A 17,157-nucleotide genomic window follows, 5' to 3' on the forward strand; every position below is an offset into this window, starting at 1 on the left:
AAACTAAACAACCAGTCACCGATTCAATTTCGGCAACTGGCTGCTTAAATAGCTAAGGTGTTTTGATCCCTGTCCTACGGACGGGGGTCAGTCCCTTTGGCACATCCAGAAAGTCCGGGCCTTTTTCTGTCACGAACGAAAATAACCTCGCCGCCGAAACGAATGAGTCTGTCGTGCGAAAAATCGAAGTACATCCTTATGACCCGCGTTGGGCTGCACAATTTGCCAAGGAGGCCGAACTGCTGCGGAATGTGTTTCAAGACAATCTCGTCACCATCCACCATATCGGCAGCACAGCTGTTCCTGGTCTGAAAGCCAAACCGATTATCGACATGCTGCACCCCGCAGGCTACGTCGAAGGAAAACATGATCTGGCACTGTCCTTGGAACCAAAAGCAATGGCCTCAGAAAGAGCGCAGCCAAACATCAAAAGAACACCTCGCCCAAAGCAGGAGCGAAGGTGTTCTTTTGTAAATGCCTCTCGTGCATACATGATGCGTTTGCCGAATGGCTGGCGTCTACACGCAAATCAGCGAGGCCAGGTCGCGCGGATAGTACGTCAGCATCTCGATGCCGTCTGCCGTAACGGCCACCGTGTCCGAATGGCGGAACCCGCCCAGGCCGCGCACGTATATTCCCGGCTCTACGGTCAACACCATGCCTGGCTGAATGATCGTATGGTCGCCCAGGTCAAAAAACGGCGCTTCATGACCGAGCAGCCCGATTGCATGTCCTGTATGGTGTGCGGTCAGATGCTGAATATTTTTTTCTTTAAAATAGGCTTGCACAGCTTCTTCCACCTGCGACATCGGGATACCCGGCCTGATGTGTTGAAAAGCGACGTCCTGGGCTTCCAGCATGTATTGAAAATACGTTTCCTGCTCTTTGCTCGCTTCCTGGACAAACATCGTCCGCTCCAGCTCGCTGTGGTAGCCCCACACTTCTCCTGCCGCCCCCGTGACGAGCGTATCGCCTTTTTTCAGAACGAGATTCTGCGTCACGGCATGCGGGAAGGCCGACATCGCGCCTACCTGTCCGCGGAAAATCGCGTAAGCCGTGTTGCCGTGCGGCTTGTAATCCGGCCCCAGCGTCTCGATCATCGCCATCGTCGCCTCGGAGCTGGCGCGAGTCGTAATCTCGATCTCGCTTAATCCCGGCTTCGAATACTTTTGCAGCAAGCGGTGGGCGAGGTTGCCCCAGCGGCACGATTCCTTGATCAGCTCGATTTCCGCTGGCGATTTGACCACGCGCATTTCTTCCACGACACCGTATATCGACGCAAACGACTCTGCTTCCAAAAACTGACTCACCTTCGGCCCGCGATACCCCATCGAAGAGCCGTAACCATCTGCGTCAAACCCTACGCGTTTTCCCGCAAAGCCAGCTTCTACGAGCGCGTCCTTGAAATACTCCATCGGGTGGCGCAGTCCGGGGTATTCCGGATACGAGTGCACCTTGTCGACGCAGGCAAACTCTTCTGCGTGCTCATGCTCCAGGGCAGGAACGAACAGATGGGTTTCCTGATTCGGTGCGATGAAAAAGCCGATCGGCCGCTCTGTCGGGTGGAAATGAAAGCCCGTCAAATAAAAAATATCGGTGACCCCAAACAAGATCGCGCAGTCGAGCTGCTTCTCCTGGACTTTGGCAAAAAACGTTTGCTGGCGCTGCAAAATTTCGGCTTTGGAAATCGCGAGTAACATGAACATCTCCTCTTTTCTCTCAAAATGGTCAGATCGGCAAAATGGGATTTACGCGTACAGGTGGCAGGCGACGATGTGCTCGCCCAGATCGACGACGGGCGGCTTTTCCGTCCGGCAAACCTCCATGCACGCGGGACAGCGCGGGTGAAACGTGCAGCCTTGCGGCGGATCGAGCGGGCTTGGCACATCGCCGCTGAGGATGATCCGCTCTCTCGTATCGTCTGGATGCGTGATCGGAACGGCAGACAAAAGCGCCTGTGTGTACGGATGCTTCGGTTCTTGGAACAGCTTTTCCGTCTGCGCCTGTTCTACCAGCTTGCCAAGGTACATGACTCCGACCCGGTCCGTGATGTGGCGAACCACACCCAGATCGTGGGAAATAAAAATGTAGGTCAAATGAAACTCGCGCTGCAATTGCAGCAGCAGATTGATCACCTGCGACTGGATCGATACATCCAGCGCAGATACTGGCTCATCCGCCACAATCAGGTCAGGCTGGAGGATGACGGCCTTGGCGATCCCGATTCGCTGGCGCTGTCCGCCGGAAAATTCGTGCGGATACGAATGCAGATGATAGTCAGACAAGCCGACAATTTTTAAAATCTCGCTCGCCTTTTTCACGCGTTCGTCCGGGCTGTACAGGCCGTGCACCCGCAGCGGCTCGGTTAAAATTTGCAAGATCGTTTTCTTCGGGTTGAGCGAAGCGTACGGGTCCTGGAAGACCATCTGCATCCTCCGGCGGAGGCGGCGCATCCTTTCATACGGCAATCGCGCGACATTTTCCCCGGCAAACCAGATTTCGCCCGCATTCGCCTCTTGCAGCCGCAAAATCGCCCGGCCCGTCGTCGATTTGCCGCATCCGCTCTCCCCTACCAGCCCGTACGTCTCGCCGCGATACACTGTGAACGAGACGTCATCGACCGCTTTCACCTGCTGCTTGGGCGAAAACCAGCCCTTTTTCAACTCATAATATTTTTTCAGATGCTTGACTTCCAAAAGCGGCTCAGGTCGCATGGGCCACCTCCTCCAATGCAGTCTCCTCCTCGCCCGCATACAGCCAGCAGCGACATGACTGCCTCGGCAAAGCCACAAGTGGCGGCCTGTCATGACGGCACCGTTCCATCGCCTGCGAGCAGCGCGGCGCGAAGGTGCAGCCTTGCCCGACCTCATCCGGGCGCGGGACGCTTCCCGGGATCGCTTTCAGCTCCCCCTTGCGCTCGTTGGCATTTGGCATCGAGGCCAGCAAGCCTTGTGTGTACGGGTGGCGCGGCTGGTCAAAAATCGTCCGCACCTCCGCACTCTCCACCACCTGCCCGCCGTACATGACGACAACCCGGTCGCACATCTCCGCGACGACGCCGAGGTCATGCGTGATGAGCAGCATCGCCATTTGCTGCTTTTGCTTGATCTCCTTCATCAGCTGCAAAATTTGCGCTTGAATCGTCACATCCAGAGCGGTCGTCGGCTCGTCGGCGATCAAAAGCTGGGGCTGGCACAGCATCGCCAACGAAATCATGACACGCTGACGCATCCCGCCCGACAGCTGATGCGGATACTCGTCGATGATTTGCCCAGCGCGGGGAATCCCTACCGATTGCAGCATTTCCACCATTTTTTCGCGGATTTGCCGCTTCGTCAGACTCGTGTGCTGCCTGAGCGGTTCCGCCATCTGCTGTCCGATCGTAAACACCGGATTGAGCGAAGTCATCGGCTCCTGAAAAATCATCGACATCTCATTTCCGCGCAGCTTGCGCATCTGCTTTTCGGGGAGATGGGTAATATCGCGCCCGGCAAAATGGATCGTGCCCCCCACAATCGCCGCGGCCGGCTTGGGGAGCAGCCCCATCACCGACAGCGATGTAACGCTCTTGCCGCAGCCTGATTCGCCGACAAGCCCCACCGTTTCCCCTGCATATACGGTCAAATCCACGCCGTTCACCGCTTTGACGACGCCATGGCCGCTGCGAAAATGGGTTTGAAGCTGTCGCACCTCCAAAATCGGGGAACGATTGCCCATGCTGCTCACCTCCTTCAATGTCCTTTCAGTTCCGGATCGAGCACATCGCGCAGCCAATCCCCGAACAGATTGACACCCAAAGCCGTCATGACAATCGCGACGCCAGGAAACGTAATCAGCCACCACGCGCTGAAAATGTAGTCTTTGCCTTCGCTGAGCATATTGCCCCAGGCTGGCTGCGGCGGCTGGACGCCAAAGCCGAGAAAGCTGATCGACGCCTCGGCAATGATGTAGGTAGCGATCTGCAACGACGACAGGACGATGATCGGCGTAAACAAATTCGGGACGATATGCTTGACGATGATTTCCCAGCGCGGGACGCCTGTCGCCACACAGGACAAAATAAATTCCTTTTCGCGCAACGCCAGCACTTCGCTGCGCACGACACGCGCATAGACGATCCAGCCTGCGAACACGAGCGAGATAATGATATTTTGCAGTCCCGCTCCGATCACGGCATTGATGACCAGTACAAGCAAAATGAACGGGAAGCTCAGCTTGACGTCGACAATGCGCATGATGATGATGTCTGCCCAGCCGCGAAAGTATCCGGCAACGACTCCGAGAATCGTCCCGATCAGTCCGGCGAAAAGGACCGTGCAGCTCCCGATGATAAGCGACACGCTCGTGCCATGAATCAGCCGGGAAAAGATGTCTCGTCCCAACTGATCCGTCCCGAGCAGGTGACCATCCGTCAGCGGCGGCAGCAGCTTTTTGGCAAATTCAGCCTGGTTCGGATCGTAAGGAGCAAGCCACGGGCCGAATATGCCGAGGATGACCACTACGAAAATGATGAGAAAGCCAGCCAGCCCTGTCGGACTTTTGACCAGCCGCCGCATGTAGGTTCGCCACGCTGGCTCCCTTTTTCGGGAAAGTGAGGCAGGGCGTGGATTCGCAGCGGCTTCTGTCAGCGTCGATTGATTCATGCGGCACCCCCTATTTGAAGCGAATTTGCGGGTTGACGTAAGCGTAGAGCAGATCCACGACAAAATTGATGACGGCGTAAATAAAGGCGATCAAAAAGACCCCGGCCATGACGACAGGAAAATCGCGGTTCAACAAAGACTGCATCAATAACCGCCCCATTCCCGGCCAGGAAAAGACGACCTCGACAATCACCGCCCCGCCGAGCAACACGCCCAAATCGAGTGCAACGAGTGTAATAATCGGGATGAGCGTGTTTTTCAGCGCGTACACCGAGAGAATTTTGTAGGTCGGCACACCGGACGCCTTGGCTGTACGGATGTAGTCTTTGCGCAATACATCGAGCATCGTGGAGCGTGTAAACCGGGCAAACCTCGCCACGCTGTACGCCGCCAAAGTCAGCGCCGGGAGAATCAAATGAACCAGGGAGCCGCCCCCGCCTGTCGGCAGCCATTGCAGTTGGACCGCAAACAAGTAAATCAGAATCAGTCCGAGCCAAAAGCTTGGCAGCGCTTGACCGAGCACGGTCGCGGCCACTCCAGCCTGATCGAACCACGTATTGCGCCTGTAAGCGGACTGGATGCCGATCGGGATCGCGATCAAAAGCGACAGCCCGAGCGAGGTAAAGGCAAGCTGAAACGTCGCCGGAATCCGGTTGATCACCATTTGCAGCGCATCCTCGCGCGTCCGCAACGACGTTCCGAAATCTCCCTGGAATGCTTTGGTCATAAACTCGGTGTACTGCACATGCAAAGGCCGATCGAATCCGAGCTGCTTGCGAAACTGTTCCAGCTGCTCGCGCGGGGCATCAGGCGGCAGGAAGAGCGCCGTAGGATCGCCTGACAGCCGAATGATGAAAAAGACAGCAGTCAGTGCCAGGAACAAGACGACTACGACTTGACCCGTTCGTTTGATGACATAATCGAGCATCGTATCCCCCCTTCCATGAGACGGCTTTCGCTTACTGCCCCCACTTCATTTCAAACACGAGGAACTTCTCGTCCGGTCTTGGCGCAAACTGCAAGTTTTTGGCCACCGCGTACAGGTCGCCCTGCTGCCAGAGCGGCACCCAAGCCGCTTCTTCCACCAGACGATGCTGCAGCTCGTCAAACGCCTTCTTGCGCTCTGCCGGATCGAAAATCGGCAACGCTTTTTGAATCATCGCTTCCACGTCTTTGTCGTAAAAGCCGCTGTACGGTGCTTTTTCCGTAAACAAGTTCTCAATCGTTCCCTGCGCGTCAAAAGCAGGTCCCCAGCCGAGAATGAACATGTCTTTCATTTCATGCTGGCGAATTTTCGCGAGATGGTTCCCCCACTCGTTCGCCTGCACGGTTACTTGAATCCCGATCCGTTGCAATTGCGAAGCGATGGCTTGCGCGACGTGCGTATCCATCGGATAGCGGCCGTTCGGCGTATCAAGAGTCAGCTTCAACGTCTTCGGATCGATCCCCGCTTCTTTGAGCAGAGCAACCGCCTTGTCCGGATCGTAGCCGTAATCTTTCGTCTCCGTATAGTCGGCATTGACTTTGGAGAGCGGGCCTGTCATCTTCGTCCCGTTTCCGTTCAGCACGGATTTCAGCAGTTCGTCCACATCAATCGCGTAGTTCAGCGCCTGACGCACACGCTTGTCTTTCAGCGGCCCCTCATAAAAAGTGTTCAGCGCCAAATAGTTGATCCGCGAAGATCCGACCAGCTCGATCTTGCCGTTTTCGCTGCTTTTTACGCGCTCGACCGAGTCGACCGGCACGTTTTTGAACAAGTGAATTTCCCCGCCGAGAAAAGCGGACAGCCGTGCGCTAAACTCGGGAATAATCCGGAAGGTTACCCGCTTGATCGACGGCGCTCCTTGCCAGTATTCTTCATTGGCGACCAGCTTGAGCGAATCGTCCCGCGTCCATTTGTCAAATTTGTAAGCGCCTGTGCCAACCGGGTCTGTAGCCGCTTTTTCCAGGCCGACTTCCTTTGTATGCTTCGGGGCCATAATCAACAAATCATCGGCGACCCTGAGCAAAAGCGTCGGGAATGGCTGCGATGTAATCACTTGAACAGTCTGGTCGTCGATGACTTTGACTTCCTTGACGTCCTTCCATCTGGAGCGGTAAAACGAATTGTTTTTTTCATCCAAAATGTAGTCGATATTGAATTTGACCGCCTCGGCATTGAACGGCTCGCCGTTCGTAAATTTCACCCCTTGACGCAGCTTGAACTCCCATGTGAGCGGGTCGATGTTTTTCCATTCCGTTGCAAGGACCGGAATCAACGCGCCTTTTGCATCTCGGTCGATGAGCGGATCGTATATGTTGCGAATTTGAATATCTGTCACGTAGTTCACGTCCGTATTCGCCAGCATCGTGGCAGCATCTGCCTCGAAGCCAATCACCAGCTCTTCGGGAACGGAAGCGGGGGCTACGGTGTTTTCGGTTCCGCCTACAGGCTGTGGAGTGGCTGGCGCAGTAGGCGTGGTGCCCGCCGTCTCCGGTGTGCAGGCGGCGAGCAAAACGGTAAAACAGATGAACAAGAGCAGAAACAAATGATTTTTTCGTAACATTTTCATCCCCCTCGTCTTGTATTTCGGAGTGATATAACGAAAAATTCCGAATTAACTTACATTTTAACAAAGTGACTGTTTCTTGCTACGTATGTTTCTATGAATTTCGCGAGGAAAACTTGTAAGTTTTAACGAAAAAAGCGAGACCGCCATAGTCATTGCCCCCGGGATTTTCTATAATGAAAGTTGGATGAAGCTTCCATAAGCGATTATCAAAATTTTGCAAACAAAAGGGTGGCCCTATGAAACGAGAGCTGAGTCACAGACAGTTGCAAATGCTGATTCAAGTGTCCAACGCGATCAACTCTACCCTGAATCTCGATATGGTCTTCAACACGATTATGCGGGAGACGCTGGCCGTCATCGAAGCTGCGGATGAAGGCTATTTGTTTTTGTACGATCCAGAGGAAGACATGCTCGTCGCCAAAAGCATTTTCTTGCGCAGCAACGACATTCTCTCCGTCGTCCGCCTCAAGCCGGGAGAATCGATGACCGGCATCACTTTTTTGAACAAGGCTTGCACGCATTTCCCTGACCGGGACAGTGTCTATCAGGCTACGCGCACCATGTCACCGGGCAACCAGGCCAGGCTCACGGCAGCCGATCCGATTTTTCCGTACTCAGCTGCCTGTGCCCCGATCATGACCAACGGCGAGTGCATCGGAGTCATCACGCTGGATTGCTTCCACCCGCACAAATCGTTTCAGCCGGAAGATTTGCAGCTTTTGGAGGCGATCTCCCATCAAGCCGCTGTCGCGCTGGAAAAAGCCAATCTGTACCGGGCGCAAGAAAACTCGATTTCCTTGCTGGAAGAACTGAACGTGCAAATGAATCGGCAAAACCAGCTGCTGAACCGCTCGCTGGAAATTCATCAGCACCTGGCGCGACTTGTGTTGCACGGAGAAGGCTTGCAGGCGATCTTTACGTATTTGCATCAGTTGCTGGGAAAAACGTGCCTGTTGCTGGATCAGACGGGTGAACTGATTGTCGCTTCGGTCGAGCCGCTTCCAGCAGCTACGCAAAATCAGCTTGCCAACCTCCGCGCTTTTCTCCACCCGCTGCTCGTCAAGGCGACCTCGCTCCCGCTGCCGGAAGCGCCCCATACCTTGATCGATTGCGTCCTGTTCCCGATCGGGGCGAAAGCGAATTTTCTCGGCTATCTCGTCATCGTCACCACGGAAGCGCTGGAAGAAGTCGATCGCGCAGCTTTGGAGCATGCCAGCACCGTCATTTCCTTTGAGCTGGTGAAGAAACAGGCGATTTTTGAAACCGAGCAAAACTTGAAAGGGCAGTTTATCGAGGAATTGTTTGCGGGCAGGATGAGCGAGCAGCTGACTGAGCAGGCGAAGCATTTGCAGCTGGATGCGAGTCGGTTTTATCAGGTACTGACGATTCATTTCGAAGCAGACAAGCTCGACTTTGCCGAGCTGTACTCTTTGATTTTGACGGTACGCAGACACTTGACACAGCTGGCGGCAGACTTGTTCCTGAAGCGCTTCCCGCACGGCTTGATCGTAGCCAGACACGATCACCTCATTTTGCTGCTGTCCTATCCGCAATCGGTTGCCGAAGCAGAGGCTCAACGCTACTTGAAGGAACAGTGCCAAATGTTTGCCGACTACGTGGCGAACAAAAAGTGGGGGCTGCGTGCAGCCTTTGGAATCGGCAGCGTCAAGCGCGGGCTTTCCGAGGTGTACAAATCGTCGGAAGAAGCGGTCAAGTGCCTGCAATTTTTGAAAAATTACAAAACAGGCTCGTCCTACATCAGCTACAGCGAGCTGGGAGGCAAGCGCCTGCTCTTGCAAAACAGTGCGGACGAGCTGACCGACTACGTGCTGGAAGTATTGGGGCCGCTCCTCTCCTATGAAAAATCGCGCAAACGGGAATTTTTGCAAACGCTTGCTGCCTATGTAGCCAACAGCCTGAAAATGAAAGAAACGGCGCAAAGCTTGAACATCCATCTTAACACTCTTATTTACCGGATCAGGCGCATCGAGGAAATACTCGGTATCTCGCTGGCTGTCAACAAGCACTTCATGGACGTCTGTCTCGCGATCGAAGTGTACGGGCTGCTGGAGGTGCAAGTCGAGCAGCGGATGAGTCAGTTGCTTTCGCCTGCCCGTTAGTGTGGCTGGTGTGCCTGTCATGGTTGATTTGCTATGAAAAAAAGCGAGAGTCTCGCTTCTGAGCTGCCCTCTGTAAAATAGACAGGAACAAATAAACACGTTAAGTAACCTGAGTCTGTCCGTCTGAATGAATCACGAACTCAGGTTACTTCATTTTTTCTAGAAACGCTTACGGTTGTAGGTTCAAGGGGGAAATAAAGGTGAACAAACTATTATCAGCCCTATTTACTGCTATTTTTTATTGTGCCTTGTTGGCTTTTATAGAATACACTCCAATGAATATGCGCGAAGCAAATACATATTACTTTTCATACTTTAGTTTACTGCTTATATATCTCACGTACTCGGTTCCGTTTTTGATAATCGTCGGGATACCTTTCTCCATCTTCATTGAGAAAATGGAAAGTAGAATAGCATTTACCTCTCTTGTCAAAAGGTATTGGTTTAATGTCGGTCTATATATCCTATCGGGGATCATGGTAGCCTTATTTTTCTCTTTGTTCTCGAAAGGAAACATCCTGTTGAGATTACTCGATTTTGAAGGATTCTTTATTTATATCATTCCCTCAATTCTTTACTACCACTTTTTACTACTTAACAGTCTATGGATCAAAAATTAATTTGTCAGGAAGACAGGAAATAAAAATCCATGAAGCAACCTGAGCTCAGCATTCATCGAACTCAGGTTGCTTCATGTTTACAGATACAATCATCCATCGCAAGCTTCAAGTCATACTTTTTTACAAATGCGTCACTTGTCGAACTGACGAACTAATGCCCCACCATCCAAGGCCGCTTGCTCCCGTGCTGGCGAGCAGGTGCGTGCTGCCCGTGTGCATGTCCGTGGTTGCATCCCGCTCCGTGATGTCCATGCGACTCTTTTTGCACCACTTTCGGCTCCACGCCGCGCTCGATTCTTTGCCGCAGTGCTTGTGGCGTAAAAATCAGTCCCGGAGCGGAATACAGCCGCTTTGACTGCTTTTGGCATTCCGGGCAGTCGACGCACTCGGTCACTTCGCTTATTTTCAACCATTGGATAAACGGGCCGCATTGTTCGCACAAATAGTCGTATCTCGGCATCGTCTCTGCTCCTTTTTCGGCAATTTTTCCGCTCGGTGGTCGCCTTTTACCTCGGCAAAATATCGCGGTCGAAGATGCTGGTCGGGATCGAAATCGTGCAGCAAGCGTTCGGAATGTCGACGATTCCGGCGATCCGTCCCTCCACTGGCGCGGTTCCCAGCAGCATGTACGCCTGTTCGCCCGTAAAGCCCATCACGGTTTTCAAATACTCAATCGCGTTCAGGCAAGCGTTGCGATAGGCAACATGCGCGTCCATGTACAATTGCTGTCCGGTCGTCTCGTGTACGGAAATTCCTTCAAACACGAGGTATTCCGTAAAGTGCGGCTCTACCGGGCCTGGCTTGAACACCGGATTGTTGATGATGTTGTACTTCGCCATGCCGCCCTTGATCACGTCGACATGCAAGTCGAGCCAGCCCGCCATCTCGATGCCGCCGCAAAACGTAATTTCTCCATCCCCTTGCGAAAAGTGCAGGTCGCCCATAGACAGCTTCGCGCCTTCCACATAGACAGGGAAGTAAATTCTCGTCCCTTTGGACAAGTTCTTGATATCGCAGTTGCCGCCGTGCTCGCGGGGAGGCACGGTACGAGCCGCTTCCCGCGCAATTCGCTCAAACTCGGCTCCCTTCAAGCTGCCCAAAACAGCACTGTGCGGGGTGGGCAGATTCGCCAACGGCGGCACGCGCTCCGGATCGGTCAAGACCAGATCGCGTTCTCTGCGGTTCCAGCGATCCAGCAGCTGATGAGACGGCGCCGTTCCGATCAGGCCGGGATGGAGAATCCCCGGAAATTTGACTCCCGGCAAGTGGCGGGAAGAGGTGTAGATGCCGTGAAAATCCCAGATCGATTTCGCGGCTGTCGGGTAGTGATCGACGAGGAAGCTGCCGCCATTCTCCCTGGCGAAAATGCCGTTGAAGCCCCATTCCGATTGCGGCAACGCTCCAATATCCAAAATATCGACGACCAAAAGATCGCCAGGCTGTGCTCCGTTGACCCAAATCGGCCCGCTCAGCACGTGCACGCGATTGAGGTTGACGTCGCGTATATCTGACGGATCGTCGTTGTTGCTGATTTGTCCATCCGTCCAGTCTTTGCATTCGATGCGGAAAACCGCTCCGGGATTGACGGATACTGTCGCGGGAATGTCAGGATGCCATCGATTGTGTCCGGGTGTATCCTGTTCCTCCATCGGTTTGTTCAAGTCGACGCGAAATAATACTTCTGGCATGCTGCATCCTCCTTTATCTGCTGTAGAATGAGTGCTGCTCAGTGAAGGATGGAAGCAACATGCATGCCAATGACGGAAAATTCTAAAAAATTAACCATCCGCGATTCTTTTGCCTATATTTTCCTGTATACTAAGTGGAGAGCCTGTCGCAAAACAGGTCAGCTTGCGACTGCCCATGCTTGTTTTCTTTTCGTACACTTGTCCCACAATCGGACAGCCACAATCAACCATTTTACCAAGAAGGGATGCGAGTACCATTACTGAAGCCGGCGTGCTACTCTCGTTAATCGGAGCTTCATCCGTCATCGGGCGTTCGCATCATCGCGCTGTCTCTCACGCACTCTATCACCCTCCTGATTCCTTTTACCAGCACAGATTGCACCACCATTCACATGTGCAAACGATTCTTTTGTCATGCACGGCTCCTGCCTGCTCTTCCTCCGCCATGCCAGACAGCCTTTGCCCTATACACCGCTTACAGCGAATGGAAGAATGGCACAACCCTGCCTGCTCCAAAACACCGCTGCCGTTCTTGTTCACACCAGGTTCAAGCTTTTGCCCTGCCTCTCGTCCCAACACACCTTCTCAAGCAAGCAATCTGTCCGAGTCAGCTACTAGCTTGCATGTCGCGCAGCACACTGACACTGCCTCAAGCTTGTCCATCCATCCGCAGCCCGATTGGCGCCGCTTGCTCTTTTTATGGGGAGAAAAAAGTCGCGAGCCGATCCTTGCGCTGGATGCAGCCCGCACGGTCGTGTTCGCCTCCCGCACGGCTCGTGAGCAATGCGGTCTTCACACCGGAATGACGTTGGAAGAACAATGGTGGACTTCCTTGGAAAAAGACTGGAGCATCGAAGAACAGTCCTTGGAGGATGCTGCCGGGACGCGGCTTTATTTGTTGCGCACGCGAACCGCTCCCTTGCCTGCCCGCACAGAACCGCATGTTTTCCCGGCGATCGCCACGAACAGTCCGCTATACCGCAAGCAGTTGCAAACAGCGCGGATTGCCGCGGCTTCGCTTTCCCATACGCTGTTATTGGGCGAAACAGGTTGCGGCAAAGAAGTGTTAGCCAAAGCGATCCACGATTCCAGCCCACGCAAAGACGGGCCGTTCATCGCGGTCAATATCGCTTCGCTCCCCAAAGATTTGCTGGCGAGCGAGCTGTTCGGCTATGCAGATGGTGCCTTTACGGGGGCAAAAAAGGGCGGGCAAATCGGAAAATTCGAAGCGGCAAACCACGGCACCTTGTTTCTCGATGAAATCGGAGAAATGACGCTTGAACATCAGGTGCTGCTGTTGCGCGTGCTGGAGGAGAAAAAAGTCACGCGGCTTGGCTCCCATACGGAAAAAGAGCTGGATGTGCGGATCATCGCCGCGACCAATCGACTTTTGGAGGAGGATGTGCGAAACGGGTTGTTCCGCGCTGACCTGTTCTATCGGTTAAACGTCCTGCCGATTCGCATCCCGTCGCTGCGCGAGCGAAAGGAAGACATCGCCGCTTTGGCAAAGGAGTTTCTCGGGCAACTGCATGAACAATACAAAGGCGGGCCAAACGCCCTTTGCGAAACGGCCCTGCTCGCCCTGCATCAGCACTCCTGGCCGGGCAATATCCGCGAGTTGCGAAATGTGATGGAACGCGCCTTTTTGCACGCCTTTTCCGAAGCAAGGATTTCCGTCCAACACCTGCCGCCAGAGTGGGCTTGGACGACCAGCACTGAGCAAGCACCGCAGGCAGACGATCCGTCTCCGTTGCTGCGGACGTTGGAGAAGCAAACCATTCTCCAGGCGATTCAGGATGCTCCTTCCATGAGCGCCGCAGCGAAAAAGCTCGGCATCGCCCGCAGCACCCTGTATCGAAAAATGGGCGAGCTGGGGATCGGACAGCTGGGCGATAGCCGAGCCTGAAAACGTCTTTTCCATACATGGCGCGCCCGCAAGCCTTAGCAAGATTCGGCCAGGGCGCGCTTGATTATGTCCCTCGCCTCTTGTGCCACCCGTGTATCGCCCGTGTCTTTTGCCTGCCTGTAAATCAACATCGGAATGTACACAGCCATCAGACGAGCCAACAGCTTCGTTTCCTCGTCCACTTCGCCGTATTCACGGAAAAAATCATCCCGCGCCTCTGGCGGCAAAAAGCTGTAGGCGATGTTCAGATCACAGCCGGGATGTCCGATGCACATGTCTCCCCAATCAATGATTCCTGCGATCTGCCCGTTTGGAGTCACCAGCATATTTTTGAAGTGCAGATCGCCATGCATGAACACTTCCCTCGGCTGCAGACGTTCCGCATTCAGGTCGTGCAAGTAATCCATAAGGAGCGATCGGTCGCTTTCCTCGAAAGGCAAGTGCGGATCAGCCAGCAGCTGGACCATTTTTGCTTTTCGAGCCGCAACATCCAGCAAGGCCCGGTGATCAGCAAGCACGCCGTTCTCTTTGGCAATTGCTACGGGAAAGGCATGCAGCCGCTTTAAAAATCGCGCCAGGAGCGGCCCGGATGACGCCCGCTGCTCGTCTGTCAGCCCTACAGGGAACTCTCCCTGCACATACACGTACCCCAAAAACGGCACGGGATACTCGGGCGTCCCTTCCCCGTAAAAAAGCGGCTTTGCATACGGGAGTGTTACGTACGGAGCAAGCTTGGGCAAAAGGCGGCCTTCTCGTCCGATCAGCTCCACGGCGAGTTTTCTGCGCGGGAAGCGAAAGACGTATTTTGCTCCAACCAGATAGACCGTATTGTCCCATCCGTCTCCCAGCCGCTCTACCCGCATGGACGAAAGCGCGGGAAACTGGCTGTAGATCAATGCTTGCGCCAGCTCCTGCGTGACGTCCCACTCCGCTTTCCACGGATTTGCCTGTGTCATTTTCTCACCTCTTTTTTGGTTGAATGAACTGGCAACATGGCATCCCGCAGGCAAAATAGTCTCGCTTGCTGCTAATAGCCACGCGCCAAAGCTTTTCCATTATACGTCAGATGCGAGCGGCATTTGAGTTGTTTTTCCTGTAGATCGCCAGCGGGCTTCTCTCCGGCTGAAGGCAGGTGGAGCGATGGAACGGCGCGCGCGTTTTTGCTCCACCTTGTCTTTGGTTCAGCCTGGTTTTATGGACGATCTACGGGAGAGTGTGACTGTCGTTCTGACCCGCCTACTCCTCCCGGTTCTTTCAAACCATCATCGGGGGCTACACCTTTCGCCTTGACCGCTCTTTTCTCCCGATTCTTTCAAACAACCTTCGGGGGCTACGCCTTTCCGTCTTGACCTCCGATTCAGTCTCTCTCCCAGTTTTTTCAAACAACCTTTTAAAGCTATCCCTATCGCTTTGAGCGCTTATTCTTCCCGCTTCGTTTCGATAGAAAGTCCGTCCACATGCTTGCGCGCCATCAGTTTGCGTTTTTTACGGTTTTCTTTTGTTTCAAACACGATGTCCATGTCGTAATCGTCCGGGTACAGCTCCTTGCCCTCAATGTGCAAGGTGAGACGCTTTTGGTTGATTTTGAATTTCTGATTTTGAATCAGCACGCCCACGTTCCCTTTGCCATCCTCCACCGTGCACACGATACCCGTCCGGCCTAACGAAGACACGAAGACGCAATCTCCGATGGCAAAACGCTTTCTGCCGCTGAGCGCGGGGGTGGGGGAGTCTGCCTGTGACTCTTGCTTTGCTAGTTCTGTGCTGGCTGATCGAGCTGAGCTATCAGACCTTTTTTCGCTACTTGACCGTTCTCCGTCACCATGCCGTTCTCCGCTATCCAGTCGTTCTCCACCACCTGACCGTTCCGCGTTACCCAGCCACTCTGAGCTACCCAACAACTCCGATTCTACCGCAACCACCTGTTCGGCAGAACCCATCTGCTCCACCAAAGCTCCCCCCAAGAAGCCTTGCCCTCGCCCTGCCTCCCTCTCCTCTTCCTTCTCCTCGACCCGATGAACAAAATCCTCCCCTCCTGCTTGCCCCACCTCGGAAGCCATCCCCGCTTGCGTCCGGGCAAAACCATGCTGGTTAATCTCCCGCGAACGCTCGATCATGGCTCGCGGAATCCCCAGCTTCATCGCGATTAAAAAGGCATAGCTGTGGCCCGCCTCGCCAATCCGCAAGCGATAGAGCGGCTGCAACGTCTCTTCGTCAAACTCCATGCGCGCATTTTGGAAGCCTGCGGTCGCACTTGCAAAATTTTTGATCTCGTTAAAATGAGTCGTCGCGATCACCGTTGCGCCCCGCTTGTGTAGCTCCTCCAAAATGGCAATCGACAAAGCCACCCCTTCCCCCGGATCGGTGCCGGAAGCCATCTCGTCAATCAGCACGAGAGTCGAATGATCGGTGACCTGCAAAATTTCGATGACGTTGCGAATGTGCGCGGAAAACGTACTCAACGCATGCTCGATGCTCTGCCCGTCGCCAATATCGACGGCGATGTTGCGGAAAATGGCAAACTGGCTGCCTTCCTTCACAGGCACCAGCAAGCCCGATTGCACCATCGCGGTCAAAAGGCCGACCGTTTTGAGCGTCAACGTTTTTCCACCCGTATTCGGCCCGGTAATGACCAGCGTTTGAAAGCTTTTGCCAATCTGAACATCGAGCGGAACCATCTGCCGCCCCATTAACGGGTGACGCGCTTCCTTGACGTCAATCCGTCCCTGTTCATTCAACTCCACATTCACTGCGCCCAACGCCAAGGCGTACTTCGCTTTGGCGAACAAAAAGTCGTACATCCCGACTGTGTCCACGTTCACATGCAGCTCATGCGAAAACTCTTCGGCCACTGCCGACAACTGCATCAGCACTTTCGTCACTTCCCGCGCCTCTTCTGCTTTCAGCGCGGACAGCTCGAACTGCACCGCTCCGATCTCCGCAGGCTCCATATAGACCGTTTGCCCGCTCGCCGATTCGTCCAGCACACTGCCCGCCACTTGTCGGCGATGCTCTTTTTTAATCGGCAGCACGTATCTTCCGTTGCGCATGCTGATCATGTTTTCTTGCAAAATCGAGCGGTATTTGTTCATCAGTGTATCGAGCTGCCGTTTGAGCCGCTCTTCAAAGACGACGATTCGCTTGCGTGTTTTCAGCAAATCTTTGCTCGCCGTATCCACCACCTGACCGTGCCGGATGCACTGCTCGATTTCCGTCTTCAACCGACTCAGCGTGTACATCGTCGTCGCGTAAGAGCTGACACGCGGCGCCGCTTCCGCTTTGCTCGCCATGTACTTGGAAAGCTGGGCGCAGCTCACGAGAAACTGATGCAGATGAGAAAAGTCTTGTTCCGTGAACACATACCCCGTTCCCAGCAGGGACAAAATCATCTCCATTCCTTCCAGCGAAGGAACAGGAACGCTCGCCCCTTGCTGCAACAGCGCTTTGGCCTCGGCGGTTTCGTCCAGTTTTTTGCGCAGCACTTTGGCTGAATCGAGCGGCTGCAGCTGTTCGACGTGCTGCCTCCCGGCGTACGATACGGCGTACTCCATCAATGTTGCTTTGATTTTGTCGTATTCCAGTCGTTGCAATGCTTTTTCGTTCAAAGTAAATCGCTCCTTTTGCTTTT

The 17,157-nt window shown here is 54.1% G+C and carries 12 protein-coding genes and 1 pseudogene; 3 read left to right on the forward strand and 10 right to left on the reverse strand.

Going from position 1 to position 17,157, the window contains the following annotated elements:
- Positions 1–173: 173 nt before the first annotated feature.
- Positions 174–335 (forward strand): annotated as a pseudogene (locus M2298_RS20095) (GrpB family protein); the annotation flags it as partial.
- 183 nt (positions 336–518) lie between these two features.
- Here M2298_RS20095 and M2298_RS20100 read toward each other — a convergent pair.
- From M2298_RS20100 to M2298_RS20125, 6 genes are read right to left on the reverse strand one after another with little or no spacing between them, the layout of a single operon-like run.
- Positions 519–1,700 carry a M24 family metallopeptidase gene (locus M2298_RS20100; protein WP_173596984.1) on the reverse strand — a complete coding sequence of 394 codons (1,182 nt, stop codon included), beginning with the start codon at positions 1,698–1,700 and terminating at the stop codon, positions 519–521.
- Positions 1,701–1,748: 48 nt separating this feature from the next.
- A complete protein-coding gene (locus M2298_RS20105; RefSeq protein WP_173599851.1) occupies positions 1,749–2,714 on the reverse strand; it encodes an ABC transporter ATP-binding protein in 966 nt (321 codons plus the stop codon).
- A complete protein-coding gene (locus M2298_RS20110) occupies positions 2,704–3,717 on the reverse strand; it encodes an ABC transporter ATP-binding protein (protein ID WP_280649007.1) in 1,014 nt (337 codons plus the stop codon). Before M2298_RS20110 ends, M2298_RS20105 begins: the two co-directional genes overlap by 11 nt.
- Positions 3,718–3,731: 14 nt before the next feature.
- Positions 3,732–4,643 (reverse strand): ABC transporter permease, encoded by a 912-nt coding sequence (locus tag M2298_RS20115; RefSeq protein WP_173599849.1) that lies wholly within the window; start codon positions 4,641–4,643, stop codon positions 3,732–3,734.
- 10 nt (positions 4,644–4,653) lie between these two features.
- Complete coding sequence (locus M2298_RS20120; protein WP_280649008.1) at positions 4,654–5,571, reverse strand: ABC transporter permease; 918 nt, start codon at positions 5,569–5,571, stop codon at positions 4,654–4,656.
- A gap of 31 nt (positions 5,572–5,602) precedes the next feature.
- Complete coding sequence (locus M2298_RS20125; RefSeq protein WP_280649009.1) at positions 5,603–7,189, reverse strand: ABC transporter substrate-binding protein; 1,587 nt, start codon at positions 7,187–7,189, stop codon at positions 5,603–5,605.
- Positions 7,190–7,431: 242 nt separating this feature from the next.
- Here M2298_RS20125 and M2298_RS20130 point away from each other — a divergent pair, with 242 nt between their 5' ends.
- On the forward strand, positions 7,432–9,315 hold the full coding sequence (locus M2298_RS20130) for a helix-turn-helix domain-containing protein (protein ID WP_122964890.1): 1,884 nt from the start codon (positions 7,432–7,434) through the stop codon (positions 9,313–9,315).
- A 771-nt stretch (positions 9,316–10,086) separates the two neighbouring features.
- Here M2298_RS20130 and M2298_RS20135 read toward each other — a convergent pair.
- Together M2298_RS20135 and fmdA are read right to left on the reverse strand one after the other, a co-directional pair.
- Positions 10,087–10,395, reverse strand: a complete 309-nt coding sequence (locus M2298_RS20135) for an FmdB family zinc ribbon protein (RefSeq protein WP_280649010.1) — start codon at positions 10,393–10,395, stop codon at positions 10,087–10,089.
- Positions 10,396–10,441: 46 nt separating this feature from the next.
- On the reverse strand, positions 10,442–11,623 hold the full coding sequence (gene fmdA, locus M2298_RS20140; protein WP_122964887.1) for a formamidase: 1,182 nt from the start codon (positions 11,621–11,623) through the stop codon (positions 10,442–10,444).
- Between the two features lie 484 nt (positions 11,624–12,107).
- Here fmdA and M2298_RS20145 point away from each other — a divergent pair, with 484 nt between their 5' ends.
- On the forward strand, positions 12,108–13,529 hold the full coding sequence (locus tag M2298_RS20145; RefSeq protein WP_280649011.1) for a sigma-54 interaction domain-containing protein: 1,422 nt from the start codon (positions 12,108–12,110) through the stop codon (positions 13,527–13,529).
- Between the two features lie 35 nt (positions 13,530–13,564).
- Here M2298_RS20145 and M2298_RS20150 read toward each other — a convergent pair whose 3' ends face one another.
- Both M2298_RS20150 and M2298_RS20155 read right to left on the reverse strand, forming a co-directional pair.
- A complete protein-coding gene (locus M2298_RS20150; RefSeq protein WP_280649012.1) occupies positions 13,565–14,485 on the reverse strand; it encodes a phosphotransferase in 921 nt (306 codons plus the stop codon).
- A gap of 462 nt (positions 14,486–14,947) precedes the next feature.
- A complete protein-coding gene (locus M2298_RS20155; RefSeq protein ID WP_280649013.1) occupies positions 14,948–17,134 on the reverse strand; it encodes an endonuclease MutS2 in 2,187 nt (728 codons plus the stop codon).
- Positions 17,135–17,157 lie beyond the last annotated feature (23 nt).

This window comes from Brevibacillus sp. 1238 (assembly GCF_029892995.1).
Taxonomy (GTDB): domain Bacteria; phylum Bacillota; class Bacilli; order Brevibacillales; family Brevibacillaceae; genus Brevibacillus; species Brevibacillus parabrevis.

Excerpts from the sequence above, each read along its gene's own strand:
- M2298_RS20125 (WP_280649009.1), bottom strand. The coding sequence starts at position 7,189 with ATGTTACGAAAAAATCATTTGTTTCTGCTCTTGTTCATCTGTTTTACC.
- M2298_RS20130 (WP_122964890.1), top strand. The coding sequence starts at position 7,432 with ATGAAACGAGAGCTGAGTCACAGACAGTTGCAAATGCTGATTCAAGTG.
- M2298_RS20110 (WP_280649007.1), bottom strand. The coding sequence starts at position 3,717 with ATGGGCAATCGTTCCCCGATTTTGGAGGTGCGACAGCTTCAAACCCAT.
- M2298_RS20145 (WP_280649011.1), top strand. The coding sequence starts at position 12,108 with ATGGAAGAATGGCACAACCCTGCCTGCTCCAAAACACCGCTGCCGTTC.
- M2298_RS20135 (WP_280649010.1), bottom strand. The coding sequence starts at position 10,395 with ATGCCGAGATACGACTATTTGTGCGAACAATGCGGCCCGTTTATCCAA.
- M2298_RS20100 (WP_173596984.1), bottom strand. The coding sequence starts at position 1,700 with ATGTTACTCGCGATTTCCAAAGCCGAAATTTTGCAGCGCCAGCAAACG.
- M2298_RS20105 (WP_173599851.1), bottom strand. The coding sequence starts at position 2,714 with ATGCGACCTGAGCCGCTTTTGGAAGTCAAGCATCTGAAAAAATATTAT.
- M2298_RS20115 (WP_173599849.1), bottom strand. The coding sequence starts at position 4,643 with ATGAATCAATCGACGCTGACAGAAGCCGCTGCGAATCCACGCCCTGCC.
- fmdA (WP_122964887.1), bottom strand. The coding sequence starts at position 11,623 with ATGCCAGAAGTATTATTTCGCGTCGACTTGAACAAACCGATGGAGGAA.
- M2298_RS20120 (WP_280649008.1), bottom strand. The coding sequence starts at position 5,571 with ATGCTCGATTATGTCATCAAACGAACGGGTCAAGTCGTAGTCGTCTTG.
- M2298_RS20150 (WP_280649012.1), bottom strand. The coding sequence starts at position 14,485 with ATGACACAGGCAAATCCGTGGAAAGCGGAGTGGGACGTCACGCAGGAG.